Source organism: Ruminococcus flavefaciens (genome assembly GCF_900116855.1).
In the GTDB taxonomy this organism is placed as follows: domain Bacteria; phylum Bacillota; class Clostridia; order Oscillospirales; family Ruminococcaceae; genus Ruminococcus; species Ruminococcus flavefaciens_R.
On the sequence record NZ_UETD01000008.1, the window covers coordinates 10,079 to 24,777 of the forward strand.

At 44.9% G+C, this 14,699-nt stretch carries 8 protein-coding genes; all 8 read right to left on the reverse strand.

Translation table 11 applies throughout. The features are described from left to right. Positions 1-26 precede the first annotated feature (26 nt). A complete protein-coding gene (locus DSZ37_RS09185; RefSeq protein WP_109726615.1) occupies positions 27-779 on the reverse strand; it encodes an acyltransferase in 753 nt (250 codons plus the stop codon). Next, positions 780-5,120 carry a condensation domain-containing protein gene (locus DSZ37_RS09190; RefSeq protein ID WP_109726616.1) on the reverse strand — a complete coding sequence of 1,447 codons (4,341 nt, stop codon included), beginning with the start codon at positions 5,118-5,120 and terminating at the stop codon, positions 780-782. It lies immediately after the preceding gene. Continuing rightward, positions 5,107-5,886 (reverse strand): thioesterase II family protein, encoded by a 780-nt coding sequence (locus DSZ37_RS09195; protein ID WP_109726617.1) that lies wholly within the window; start codon positions 5,884-5,886, stop codon positions 5,107-5,109. Before DSZ37_RS09195 ends, DSZ37_RS09190 begins: the two co-directional genes overlap by 14 nt. Further along, a complete protein-coding gene (locus DSZ37_RS09200) occupies positions 5,870-6,598 on the reverse strand; it encodes a SagB/ThcOx family dehydrogenase (protein ID WP_109726618.1) in 729 nt (242 codons plus the stop codon). The genes DSZ37_RS09195 and DSZ37_RS09200 overlap by 17 nt, the downstream gene beginning before the upstream one ends. Continuing rightward, positions 6,599-9,970 carry a non-ribosomal peptide synthetase gene (locus tag DSZ37_RS09205; protein WP_109726619.1) on the reverse strand — a complete coding sequence of 1,124 codons (3,372 nt, stop codon included), beginning with the start codon at positions 9,968-9,970 and terminating at the stop codon, positions 6,599-6,601. A 2-nt stretch (positions 9,971-9,972) separates the two neighbouring features. Next, a complete protein-coding gene (locus tag DSZ37_RS09210) occupies positions 9,973-11,562 on the reverse strand; it encodes a (2,3-dihydroxybenzoyl)adenylate synthase (RefSeq protein WP_109726620.1) in 1,590 nt (529 codons plus the stop codon). A 108-nt stretch (positions 11,563-11,670) separates the two neighbouring features. Beyond that, entirely contained in the window at positions 11,671-13,683 is a 2,013-nt protein-coding gene (locus DSZ37_RS09215) for a Coenzyme F420 hydrogenase/dehydrogenase, beta subunit C-terminal domain (protein WP_109726621.1), read from the reverse strand. Then, a complete protein-coding gene (locus DSZ37_RS09220; protein WP_109726622.1) occupies positions 13,670-14,689 on the reverse strand; it encodes a hypothetical protein in 1,020 nt (339 codons plus the stop codon). The genes DSZ37_RS09215 and DSZ37_RS09220 overlap by 14 nt, the downstream gene beginning before the upstream one ends. Positions 14,690-14,699 lie beyond the last annotated feature (10 nt).

A 14,699-nucleotide genomic window follows, 5' to 3' on the forward strand; every position in this document is an offset into this window, starting at 1 on the left:
CAAAAGCCGTCCGCATTATCTTATATTTACTCCGATCTGAAGCCCTTTCTGAAAAGATTGATACAATGCGGATCCCAGCTGACATTATCCCTTACCTTTTTTGCCGGAACTCCTGCTATGAGTATCTTTTCCTCATCAAAAGCTTTTGTGACTATGCTTCCCCAGCCTACGATGCTTCCAGAGCATATCCGTGTGTTTTTTCCTATCTTTACATCTTTTCCTATCCATACTCTGTCACCTATCTCAATGGATCTTCCTTCATTGAGTATATTCCCGCCGTCATCAAAGATAGTATGTGCGTCAGTACACCAGATATCTATCCCCCATGAGAGCATTGTATTTCTTCCGATATCAACACAGGAGCCGTTATCCTGAAGATATATCATTGCCCCGTTGATCTGGGTATTCTCTCCGATACTTACACGGCAGTCATCAGCACTGCGGAATACCTCCTTTTCAAGCCAGTCATCGGGACCGCCTCCGATATTTATCTTCAGACCCTTCAGGTCTCTTTCGGGATAGTAATTTACCTTTATCCTGTCAAGACTGACCGTATTGTTATTTCCGATGATCGAGACCGATATGCCCTTATTCAGAAGCTCATCGTCCAAATATTCATCGTCCTTCAGCTTTCTGATCAGCTGATTTCCGCAGCCCTTTATCATTATCCTCGACTGCGACAGAAGGCTGAGAAACTCTCTGTCTGCCGTCGGAAAAACCTGTATCCTTTCTCCGTCGGGATATTCAAAAATGACGGTATTATTCTGTTCGATAAACATTTAAACCTCCATTTTACTGATATCATCAAGGATATCCTGCCACTTTTTTGTTATGAACGTCATTTCTGCATCGCTGAAATAATCCTTATCATAATAAAATCTGTATACCCTTGCATTTTCATTTATATCGATCATAAGCTGAAGCTTTGTAGCATTGCTCTCTGCCTTGTTCCTGATATAATCGAACGCGCCGTATCCCGTATCGTCTCCCGAATCTATAAGATTGAGCACCATATCGCCGTATATCTCATTCAGCTTCTGTACGATATTATTCCTGCGTGTAAAAGTCCTGAAGGAGGCGCTGGTCTGAGATGATGCCTTGAGCCACGCTTCCTGAGCGGTATGCAGCGAGCTTCGCATATCTTCCGTATCGGAAGGCATTTTTATTATCAGCTTCTTGACAAACATTCCGATCGTATTCTCATAAGCACCGCTCGCACGGTCGGAAGCAGGAACAGATATCCATATATTCTTCTGTTCGGTAAATTCGTTTATCAGTCTTGTAAAAAGTACGAGCAAGCCTGAGAACAGGGATACATTTTCTGATACACAAAGCCTTTGGAGCTTATTAAAGACCGCCTCGTCAATTTCATGGTCTTTTTCAAGGCAGCTGTGATCAACAGTCAGCTTCTCGGGCATATATATATCATCTGCGGGCTCAGCATTTTTAAGCTCCTCCCATTCAGGATCATATCCCTCAGCATTCTCCGCACCTTCAAGGATATAGCTGAAATAATCATTGCTCCTGTCATCTTCCGAAGTCTTTCCGTAATATCTGTCAAGGATATGCTTGTACAATATACCGAAGGACTGTTCATCGGATATGATATGATGCAGGGTTATCATAAAGACACTGTGTCCGTCGGGATAGCTGAAAAGCATGAACCTGTAAAGAGGGCCCTTGTCAAGCTCCATAGGCATATCCGCAAGAGAGGTCATGATAAAATCATCCATTCCCTTACCGGCAATGCGGAATGTACTAAGACAGTCCTCGGGGATATCATTTTGTATCAGCTGCCTGAGCATCTTATTCTTATCTATCCTGAATACAGCCCGCAGTATCGGTTCATCAGACAATACCGATCTTATGGAACGGTTCAGCTTATCGGCGTCCATAGTCTCGTTTATAGATAGCCTTGCAGAGATAACATATCTCGTATTTTTGTGGAGATCATCATATATCCACATATCCTGCTGTTCCGGCGAAAGCGGATATGAATCCTGTGTCTCTTTTTTGCTGCTTTCCTGTTTCCCTACATTCTCCGAATTCCCGATAAGCCTTATCCATTCAGAAAAATACGGGGCTTTAAGAATGTCCGCCGCACTTATTCTTGCTCCGAATACGGTCCTTATCCTGTTGACCAGCTTTATCACGCTTATGGAGTTTCCGCCGTTCTGATAAAGACTCCTGCTTATATCATAATCATCGTTTATAAGCTCACAGCATATGCGTTCCAGCTTTTTTTCATCTTCTGTAACCGCAATAACCGAGCTTGATACCTCGCACTCATATTCCCTGAGCTTCTTTATATCGGTTTTCCCGCTTGGAGTTATGGGAAACTCCTCAAGGCGCACATAGCGAGCCGGTCTCATATAACGCGGCAGATTTTCATTTGCATATACTTCAAGCTCGTATTCCGGGATATCCTTTTCCGCGCTGTAGAAAGCCGTAAGAAGTCCGCTTTTTTCGGTCGTAACCACAACACAGCGTTCTATCGCGCCATGATCCATAAGTATACTCGCTATGCCTTCAAGCTCTACACGTTTTCCGTTTATCTCTACCTGAAGATCCTTTCTTCCTCCGAACGCTATTTCGCCGTCAGGCATATACCAGCCGAGATCGCCTGTTTTATACCAGCGAATGCCGTCTATCATAACGAACTTCTCTTCGGTCAGCTCCTGCATATTATGGTAACCTACAGCAAGGCTTATCCCGCTAACATACATCTCCCCCGCTTTCCCACACGGGCAATTTCGTAAGAAGCTGTCAAATATCCTATATCTTACGCCCTTTAAAGGGTGACCGTAAGGTATCATGGTGCTGTTTATATCGTCATCTGTAACACGGTGCCATATGCTCCATATCGTTGTCTCGGCAGGTCCGCCGACATTGTAGATATACTCAGGCGAAAGGATATCCCTGATCCTTCCCGCAAGATTAGTCGGGAATACCTCTCCGCCAAGCATTACTGCTTTAAACTGTCCCTTTACCGCTTCAAGAGCCTCTCCCTCAGTCATGAGCATCTCCATTACAGAAGGGCTTCCGTTCCAGATATTTACCCTGTGCTCCTTTATCAGCCTTAGCCATACGGACGGATCCTTCTCCTCCTCACTGCCCTCGGGGATAACCACAGTTCCTCCCGCAGACAATATGCCTGCACTGTCATATACGGACATATCATGACAAAGATTTGTAACAGCGATACATCTGTCATTTTCGTTGATATCAAATTCTGCCTTTGTCTGCAAAACACAGTTTACAAGTCCTTCTTCGTTGAGCATTATCGCCTTAGGAGTACCTGTGGTCCCTGAGCTGTGTATACAGTAGCACTCGGGGTCTCGTGAATTAACTGCGAAGATATCATCACCGTATTCTCTTTCACAGGATATCTCCGAAGCGTCTATAACAGGCACAGATGTCATATCCTGCCATTTACGGACAAGAGAGTGCTCTGTAACAATACATGATATCTCAAGGTTATCGAACATTTTAAGGAGCACCTTATCACTGTTATCTTTTTCAACAGGTACAAAAGTCATATTCGTTATGAGACAAGCAGCCTCAACGGCCGGCTGTTTCCAGCCCTTTTCAAGAAGTATGCCCACTCTTTTATGCTTATCGCTGCCGCATCTGCTTATTATCTCATCACGCAGAGCACCTGCGTAATTTTGCAGCTCTCTGTATGTCAGCGTTTTCATGCTGCTTATAACTGCTGCACGATCCCTGCACTTTCTGAAGCTCTCCTTCATAAGCGCACCAAAGTTATCGGTTATCGTGACCTCGCTGAAGGGCTGCTCCGATACCGCTCTTTCATCTTCATCCAGCGGGATATCGTATATATCGTTCCAGCTTTCGGGATCTGCCGCAAACTGCTTTATAAGACCGATAAATATGTCTGCGATCTTGTTGATAGTCACGGTACCGATCTTTTCCTCGATGTAATCCATTGTCAGGAGCACCGAATCCTGAGTGTACATCAGTATCGAATCCAGCCATACCTGACTTGTATGAGTCTTGCTGTATATTTTTTCAAGCTTTTTTGAGCTTTTGTAAGGGATATCAAGAGTGCTTGTAAGAACTATCGGCGCAATAAGCGCTCCCTCGCGCATTTTCTGAAGCTCCTGCACCACCTCTATTCCCGTAAAAATACGGTTCTCGATCAGCTCAAAAAGCCTGTCCTGTACCTCATATGCACGGTCCATAAAGCTCTCATCCGTTTTTTCGGTCCAGTCAAATATAAGGAAATCCGAATACTCTCCTATAGTATAGGTCATATCGGGTATCTTCGGATCTCTTGCTGCCATAGGGATATTGAGCAGAAACGGATTTTCGCTGCTGTATTTTGATATAGCCTTGCCGTAAGCCGTAAGAAAAACCGCAAATGCGGAGAGATGCCTTGAAAAAGCGTTCTTTTTCAAAGACTCATATTCTTCTTTTGAAAATTCCCTGGTTATCTGTCTGCTTGTTTCCGTCATTTTTTCGGGAACATTCCTTGATCTGAGATCGGGAGCTTCCGGAAAGCTCTTGATCTGTTCAAGCCAGAACTGTCTGCATTCCGAGTATTTCTCAGTGTTTTTGCGTCTGTTTATGCTGTCAACATAATCCTTGTAGGAATAGCTGAGCTCTAAAGGCACGGTCCTGTCACCGCAGTAGAATTCGTCAAGCTCACGAATCAGCATCTCGTGGCTCCAGCCGTCTGCGATTATACCATCATGATACATATGTATTATAGCGGTATCGTCCGAAAACAGCGATACCTCAAAATATATCAGCGGAGGCTTTTCAAGGTCAAATAAAACCGAAAAGATTTCAGAACGCTTCTTTTCGATGTACTCCTTAGCTTCATTTTCCGTAATATTGAGCTTATTAAGCTTTATATCCTCAATGCCGCAGTCGGTTATCTCCTGCGTACCGTCCTGGTAAACAGCACACCTTAACATCTCATTGCTTTCAATAAGCATATCCACCGCTTTTTTGAATTTCCCGTGATCGTAATCTCTGCACCGCAGCTCGGAATATGCTCTGATAGGATCTCCGCCCATTTCCATACCCTCAAGTCGTCCTATCAGGTAGGTCATCTGCATATCTCCAACGGGAAAACGTTCATTACCTGTCTGCATTTTTTACCGCCTTTCTGCTTTTTATCCCTTCACAAATAAGATCAACTATCTCCTTGGTATGATCCTCGGGAAAAAAGTGACCGCCGACAAATTTCTCGATCACACATTCGGAAGAAGTATAATTTTTCCATGCTTCGCAGTCCTCCTCCGAAACCTTTGAGTCAAAGCTCCCGCGCAAAACGAGTATACCGCAGTCAAGTGCGGCACAAGGCTTTCTGCTGTATATCTCGCATACATGGAAATCGCTCCTCACAATGGGGAAATAGTAATCGCAGAAATCCTGTGAATCAAGCAGATTGCTCTCTATCTGGCCATAGTCATTCAGTATCAGCTTTATATCGTCATCAGACGCGTTAAGTATGCTCTGCCCCGTGAACTGTACTTCCGGATACACGGGTGCTCCGCAGGCAGAGACCACCAGAAGTTCGGGATCGAGCCCGTATTTTTCTTTAAGGCGGAATGCGGTCTCATAAGCTATCATGGCTCCCATGCTGTGTCCGAATATTATGAACGGGATATCAAACAGCTGCTGATTATCACTTATGAAATCCTCGACAAGCTCCTCTATCGTATCCGGCATATCCTCATCTCTGCGCCTGTTTCTCTGGGGAAGCTGTACAGCGCAGAGCTCTGTATCATCACCACAGTACTTCTCCCATGTTGAAAACCATGAGGCATTCCCTGCCGCATAGTGAAAGCATATGAGCCTCACGGCAGCATCCGGCTTCTTATGATACTGAAAAAGCCATTTATTTGTCTCGTCCATTGAAATTACCTGCCTCCATGCAGCTCAGATATATCATGTTTTCAGATAGTCCAAAGCTGTCTCTTATTGATGCAAAATTCATATCACCTATTATACAAGAACCGATACCGTTCGCCTCGCAGGCCTCCGTAAGGTATCCCAGCATTATTCCCGAATCAACAATGCCATAGTACAGCCCCATACCGTTGTATTTCGGCATTGAACGCTCGGCGTCATAAACAAGGTAAACGGAAAACGCCGATGAGGAAAAAATCTCTCTGTTTCCGAAATAATGTGCTTTTTCGGGTATTTTTCCTTCCGATACAGGCATGATCTCATTCTGAAGCGGAAGATAAAGGTATATACCGCCATTGACGTTTTCGACTCTGCCCTCCTTGACATAGACATACACATCAACAGGATACAATCCTCCTGCACTCGGATACGCAAAGCGTATCTTTCCGTCCTTTTCATAGGCACTCAGGCACGAAAGCACTGCCGAAAAGCTATCAAAGCTCACCGGTTCGTCCGAAAAGCTGCGTACCGATCTTCTTTTTGATACTGCTGCTGTGTTTTTTACTTCTATGCCCTTTTTATCGGAATGTCTCCTGACAGAGGCGTCTACAAATCTGTTGGTCGCCTCTGCGTCATACATCATATCCTCCTGCCATCCGGGAAGTTCTTCCGCTGTCTCATCAAGCCTGTCGAATAAATCATTTATACTTTCTATCATTTATCTGCTCCCCTTGCTGAGTTTATCTATCTGAGCCGCCATGTCGCCAAGGCTCGGATATCTGAATATCATACCGATCCTGAACTTTACCGAGAAGACCTCCTCGATATCATACAGCATATTTGTTGCCTTCAGAGAGTTGCCGCCGAGCTCAAAGAAATCATCTGAACTGCTCCCGACCTTTACATCGAGGCTGCTTTCCCATATCCTGCTCAGCTTGCTTTCCGTCTCTGTGAATTCGGCGGATACAGCATCGGATACGTCAGCTTCATCGGGAACTATCAGGGCTTTTCTGTCAAGCTTTCCGTTGGAGGTAACAGAAAAATCATCTATATGTATGAATTTCTTCGGGAGCATATAATTCGGCAGATATTTTTTCATCTGCTCGGTCAGTTCCTTCTCGGATACCTCTTCGTCGGCAGTATAGAACAGAGCTATCCTTGCCGAGCCTCCTGCTTTATATATCTGTGCAGCCGCTCTGCTTATCCCTCTGCACTGTACAGCAGCGTACTCTATCTCGCCAAGCTCGATTCTATGTCCGCTGACTTTTATCTGATTATCCTTTCTTCCAAGGAACTCAATAGCTCCGTCGTCCCAAAATCTTCCGTTATCGCCCGTATGATACCATATAATACCGTTTTCGGTCGTAAACTTCTTTTTTGTGAGCTCAGGGTCATTATAGTAGCTTTTGGCTACTCCCGCACCGCCTATAAGGAGCTCTCCCTCTGCCCAGTCAGGTCTGTCCCTTCCGTCTCTGTCTACGATACGGTACATCTGCGACCTGAGAGCAAATCCATAGGGTATGCTTTTCCAGTCCTCGGGTATATCCTTCGAAACAATAAACAGATTGGACCATATGGACGCCTCTGTAGCTCCGCCCATTGCAAATATAACACTTTGCGGCAGCATTTTATAACAGCGCTTTGCAAGCGGTATCCCTATCCAGTCACCTGAAAGCATTACTGTTTTTATGGGGAGCTCAGCTCCGCGCTTTTCGGCTGCTGTAAGAAGCATATCAAATAGTATGGGGACGCTGTTCCATAAAGTTATGTTGTTTTCAAGTATAATGTCCACCCACGCATCAGCGTCCTTTGCATTCTGCTGAGAAAGAAGATACAGCGTTCCTCCTGCGGCTGACATACCAAAGATATCATACACAGAGAGATCAAAATCCGTAGCAGATACGCCGATAATGCCATGATCTGATGTCACGCCTGCGCGTTCATTGATATCATATATCGTATTATAAGCGCTTCCGTGCTGTATCTCTACTCCCTTCGGCATACCCGTTGATCCGGAAGTCATGATTATATACGCACTATCCTCGGCTGTAACATCTGTAGGACTGTATTCAAAGCTGCTGTTAACAGCTTCATCGTAAGCAATGCAAACAGCATCAGTGCCTTCAAACCGCTCCCTGCTGTCGGTAATTGCAAAGCCTATCTTCATCGATGATATTATCTTCTCTATCCTTTTATCGGGATGGCCGTAGCTTATGGGGACATAACAGCCTCCTGCAAGCAGGATACCATAAGCAGCTGCTATCTGCCCGATACCGCGCTCAAGTATTATGGCAGCAAGATTTCCCTTTTTGAAGCCGTGCTCCTGAAGCGCGGCAGCTATTCTCAGACTAAGGCCGTAAAGCTCGGAATATGTGACCCTTTTTCCGTTTTCGCAAAAATAAAGAGCTGTCTTGTCAGGAGTTTCAGCTGCATATCTCACAAGCCCGTCTGTAAGCAGCTCTCTGTGCGGGAGCTCTTCTTTAAGCTCATCAAGCGTTTTTCTCACATATCTTGTGGGTATCTCGGGTGAACAGAAGCTGTTCCAGTCGGTTTTCTCATCAGAAAGAGTATTAAGATAGCGCATGAAGGTATCAAACATATCATCTGTCATCTGCTCGGGGAAAAGCTCATCAGCCGTATCCCATACAAGAACAAGCTCTCCGCTTCTCTCAAAAAGCTGACAGTCGATCCATACCTGAGGAGTCTGCGATACCATATACCTTATATCGCCGATGCATTCCGCAAAATCATCATTTATGAGCTCCATGCCGATATTGCAGGCAAATACCACAGGCGCAAAATCTCTCTGTCCCGGATATAGCGCCTGAAGGTCTCTTTGCACCTGTACGCCGTTGTATGCCGCATAACGCATATCTCTGATAAAATCGCCGCTCACCTTCCTGATGTTTTCGGAAAAAGTCCGCTTTTGGCTGAGGTCCTGCTCAGCAAGGAGCAGAGTTGTGAAATCCGCAACCACATCGCTGACCGAACCGAGATCATCGCATCTGTCAAACAGAGGCAGATTTATAAGGAAGCTGTCATTTGAAGTCCAGCAATGTAGTGTCTGTGAATACGCTGTAAGAAGCACCATTGCGGGAGTAACATTTTCATCGGCCGCACGCTTTTTTATGCTTGCCCACTGCTTTTCAGATAATGATGCCGTATGATGCGTATATTTTGGAGAAGTAATATTCTCAGGCTTTTTCTTTATTGGCAGTTCGGGGCGAAGCGCCATTTCCTTTTCTCTTTTTTTCCAGTATACGGAGGCTTCTTTTTCCTCTTCCGAACGCAAATCGCGCATTTTTTCTATGTAACGGCCGAAATCCCAGTCTTTCTGAACATCAGGTCTTTTTCCGCTTTTGCAGTATGCTGCAAGGTCGCGGAATATTATCTTTATACTCTGTACATCGCAGACGATAAGCGCAAAATCTATAAGAGTAACGCTTCTTCCGCCGCTCAGGATACAATGCCTCATGCCTGCCGTTTCTCCTGCTTCAAGATCAAATCGTCTGTGAGACATCTTTTTGCGGAGCTGTAGGAGCTGTTTTTCCTGTTCAGCTTCATCGAGAGCTGAAAGATCGATTTTTTTGAAGGATTCGGAGAAAGGCTTATCCATTGTTACCTGTCTGCCGTCATTTGTAAAACGTGTACGTAGCATGGGATGGGATGAGATGACGATATCCCACGCCTCCTCAAGCTTTGCCGCGTCAACGTTCATGCCATCGAATTCGTAGTAAGCATGACAATCTACTCCGCCCATAGGCTGATCGTTTTCTCTGCCTACCCAATACGAATACTGCACATCCGTGAGAGGATACGCTTCCTTGCGGGTACTGCCGACATCAACAGGAGTTTTGACAGCATTTCCCGTCATTCTGCTTTCTGCGAGAGATATCCATTCTCCAAGCGTCTTATTTTCCATGAGATCCGCAAACGTCAGCCGTATCCCGTTCTTTCGGAGAAGTCCGGATATTTTCATGACCTGTAGCGAGCTTACTCCGTATCTTATCATATTTGACTGCTCTGTGAGGCCGTCACAGCTTCCTATCACCTTTTTAACAGACTCCATCACAAGTTCTCGTGCATTCATACTTATATCCTTTCCATTTCCTCATTTTCTATCATATCAGCTATCTTTTTCTTATCGGGCTTGCCGACAGCCGTTAACGGTATCTGCCGTGTTTTCATGACAATATCGGGCAGCTTATAGGCTGCCACGCCTCTGCTTTCGAGATATCCGCGGATATATGCCAGATCAACGGAAGCATTATCGGTCACAACTACCGCACATATCTTATTTCCCATAAGCTCATCAGGAACGCCTACCACAGCCGATCTTTCGATCTCTTCATTATCATCGAGTATGCGTTCGAGCTCGGAAGGCATGATCTTTTCGCCAGCGCGGTTTATCTGTTCCTTGACTCTTCCTGTAATATGAAGGTTTCCTTCCGTGTCTATAAAAGCTCTGTCACCTGTTCTGTAAAATCCGTCATCACGGAACGAATCTGCATCTGCGGCGGGATTATTATAGTAATTCCTTATCGTATACGGACCTCTTAACAGAAGCTCTCCCTCTTCTCCGCAAGGAGCAAAGTCTCCGTCTGCGGTCTCTATCATCATCTCATCTCCCGATGATATCTTTTTACCCTGACAGCCCGCTGTAAGCTCCGCACACATATCGGCGTCGGTTATCGTGTTGAGTCCCTCGGCTGTACCATAGACCTGTCTGACTTTACAGCCGAGATTTTCCTCTGCCTTCAAAAGCACAGGATAAGTAAGCAGCGATCCTCCTACAAGTACCGTTTCAAGAGAACTGAGATCACATTCCTCCCATTCTGCCATTTCACTGCATATCGAAAGCAGCGAGGGCACCATTGCTGTTATATTCACCCTTTCGCGCCCGATCAGTTCAAGTATCTCGTCAGGACTGCCGTTTTTTGCCATGACTATTTTTCCGCCGCATATCATTGTTCCGATAATACCGGGATTAGCAAAGCAAAAATTATGCGAGGCAGGTATTGCCGCAAGGAATACGGTATCCTCGTTCATGCCGCAGACTTCTGCAAAAGTCCGCGCATCGTAAATATAATCAGCATTTGTACGCGGTATCAGCTTAGGGACATCGGTAGTGCCGCCTGACACCTGCAATACTGCGATATCGGTAAATATCCTGTCATTTTCGGAGCTGTCGAAGGCTGTATCAGCTTTAACCTTAAATATCTCATCGGCATAAAAATGTCTGCATCCCGTACCTTTCACACATTCATTCACTATCTCCTCATATTCAAATCCGAGATGTGATCTTACGGTTATATAAGCAGCAGGAGAAGCAGCTTCAATAAACGAAGCGATCTCCTTTTTCCTGTGGGTATGGAGAGCAAGCACAGGAACTGCACCGAGCCTGAAAAGAGAAAAGAGTATAACTCCGAATTCAACGGAATTAGGGAGCTGTATTATAACTCTGTCTCCGCTCCTGATCCCTTCGGACAGAAAAAAAGCCGCATATCTGTCAGCCGATCTGTCCAGCTCGGAATATGTGACGGAACTGCCGCTGTCGCATATTGCTGTTTTATCTCCGTACTTTTCCGCACAGCTCCTGAGCATATCCGAAAATGTCTCCTGTTTCCAGTAGCCTTCGTTTATATATTTCTCCTGCAAAAGTCTTTTTACATCATCATTCATTTTATCAACGCCTTTCTAAACAGATAGTTTTTCACATATGTTCAGTAATTCATGCTGTGGTATCCTGTGAAAAAAAGAAGCCTTCCTCATCGTTTTTCATTATGTATATCATTTTTTCAGGCACTCCGTAATACTGTTCCGTATCTTTGAGAGCAGCACGGAACGTTCCTTTTTTATCTGTTCCAGAGCAGAACAGATATCGCTTTTGTCCGTATCAGGTATGGCGTCATCGCTCAGTATCCTTCCGCCAAGGCCATATCCTTTCATCATTTCAAGGAGTCTGTCAGGTGCTTCACTGCTCACAAAAAAATTTTTTCCCGACAGTATACACAGAACAGCTGCGAAATACGAATTCGTAAAAACAGTTTCTGCACCAAAGATATCCGACATACATTTAACGGTATCCGATAAAATCTCATTATCAGCAACATAAAGCAGCTCTGGTTCTGCTGCTGATAGATCCCCGAAAAAGGAATAATAAAAATCAGCGTCCCTCAGAAAAAGCAGCTCGGGGAGGAGTTCTGTTTCCATATCAAGTATATCCGACAATCTTTCGGACATCGAAGCGTCCGAAACAAAAATCCCGTCAAACAGATATAAAAGGTCATAAAACTCTTCTCTAAGATCATTACTGCATTTTTCCAGTCTTTCCGAAAGATCTGCGCCCAATACTATGCGGGAGATATTATCTCCCGCATAGCTGAACAAATGCCATTTGTCAGCTTCGGAATACTCCCATAAGGGCTCATCGGCAAGTACAAACATCCTTGCCGACTGAGTCAGCTTTAGGCTGTACCTTATATCATTAAGGGGAGGCAATACAGGACAATTGCGATATATCAGCCTTTGTATGTAATCCTTTTTATAATGTGCATTGCTGTCACTGCTTCTGAGCTGTAACGGCAGCTCTGTCAATACAGCGGTCATTCCCCACTCCTTCAGCATGGAATAAACAGCCAGCGTGCGGAATACATTCTCAGGCTTTCCGCTGTAAAACGGCATAAAAAGCAGCACATCATACTTTGTACCGATATTCTTTTTCACAGCCTTCTCAAATGACATTTCTTCAATGTCCCTGCGAAATCCTGCGGCTCCTGCTGCCTCATAAGAAGGCTTGTAAAGGCTGTGATTCATTATAACGGCTTCACGCTGAGCTATCTTCCTTACCGTCATTCTTTCATCAGAGCGGCTTACCTCATCGAACAGCTTCCTTCCTTTGCAGCTATTGATTATAACGAGCGAATTGCCCTTTGGATTTAAATGCTGATGCCCGTTTTCGGGGATAAGATCGCCAAGAGTTATATCTCCCGTTCTTTCAGCTGCTGCAAATCTGCATCCCGTACAGACGCTGCTGAGGCTAAGCCCGGAAAAATAAGCCATATAGTAAAAGCATTTCTCCGTAGGTATCTCTGTGACAATGCCGTCATCATATTCTACGGACAGCCTGTATCCTTCCATAGCATTGGTCTGTTTCTCCTTTGATCTGAAACAGACCTTGCTTACTGTCTTTTTATCATCAAGCTCATAAAGATACTTTTTCCAGTATGATGCGGAGGGAACTCCGTGGCATACAATATCCGCTGTATAGAGCTGTTCATACTTCTTTCCCAGATAACGGACAAGTCCCGCTACCTGACAGGGTGTCCCCGAATACAGAACTTTCCTGCCGCTTTCAAGCTCTTTTTTTACAGATCTGTAAATATCTGCTGCTATAAAGCTCTGCACATACTTACTGCCGCATAAAGCTTCAAGCCCTTCCATATCAGCCGCGGACCTGTGTCTGACATCATTGGAGGAAGTATCATATGCAGCTCCGTATACTATCCCGCCGTCTTTGATCACATACTCGGCTATGCTCCTGAAAGCGCCTCCCGAAGCGCTTTTCATGCATATCTCCTCAGAGGAGTAAACACTGTAGTATTCCTGTTCCTCCATTACGCTGCGTATGATGTTACGCTCGTTATACGGACAAACTTCTCTGCACCTTCCGCAGTTCACGCATTTTTCTGCGTCAACGACGGGGATATATGCTCCGCATATGCCATTTTTCAGCACTATCGCCTCCGAATGACAGATTGCACTACAAGCTCCGCATCCGAAGCACATATCAACGTCTATCATTTTTCACCGTTTTTCTGAGCCTTATACACATCAGCTTCTCAATAATATACGCCGCAGCAAGCATGACAGCGGTAATAGCTGCCAGAACAAGGAGTATATTGGTATGCTTCTTCTTTATGCTGCTCTCCTGCAAATAAAGCCGTTGTATCTTACTTCCGTCAAGTTTGCCGTCAAATTTATTTTTCAGCTCTGCATCAGTATAAACAGTTTCACCGTAAATATTTACTGTACTGCCTGCTGCCGTATCCCATGAACCGATCGGAGTATCGGGATTATTTGAATCATAAAGCTCAACTCTTACTGTATCGGAGGGTTCGGTATACTGTTTATATGTAAGCTCCGAAGGAACGGGGGAGTCTTTCAGATCGAATTCCGATGTCCATTTGCTGAATTCCTTTCCGTTTTCGTCAAAATAAGTAAACTCCCTGCAAGTAAGATCAACAGGATCGAGAAGATACACATCCTTACCGTTCAGCCAATCTATCCCTGAGTAATCAATAGTCCACAAAACACCGTTCTCAGTGTTTTCAATCTTAAAATTGTCGCTGTTTTCAAAAAAAGCATTATACTCATCATTATCAACGTTTTTGATGTATGAGCTGAGCAGCGCCCTTGGTCTCGGTTCGGGAGCAACAGACATACGGTACATCAGTTCGTCACTTGGTCTTCTGAACAGATAATACTCGGCATTCCCGTCTGCGCCGTTGCTGCTTACGGCATAATCGGAGGTAACGACCTCATAGTCTCCCCGGTCATTGTATTTTATATAAAACGAGCTTCCGCTCTCCTCGGTATAGAACGCTTTGCACGAGTCCTTTTCCGCCTTGTAATCCATATATATATTATCATACAGATCGCAGTAGGCTATGAAGTTATTTGCCTCCACTATTTCCCTCAGATCAGGAAGCTCCCTGCCTTCCGCTTTAGCGGAGGGTAAATTCATCTGTACAGAGAAAAACGAAGCAAATGCTGCGGTCAGAGCGCAGATCTTCTTAACATCTATCATTCCGCTCCTC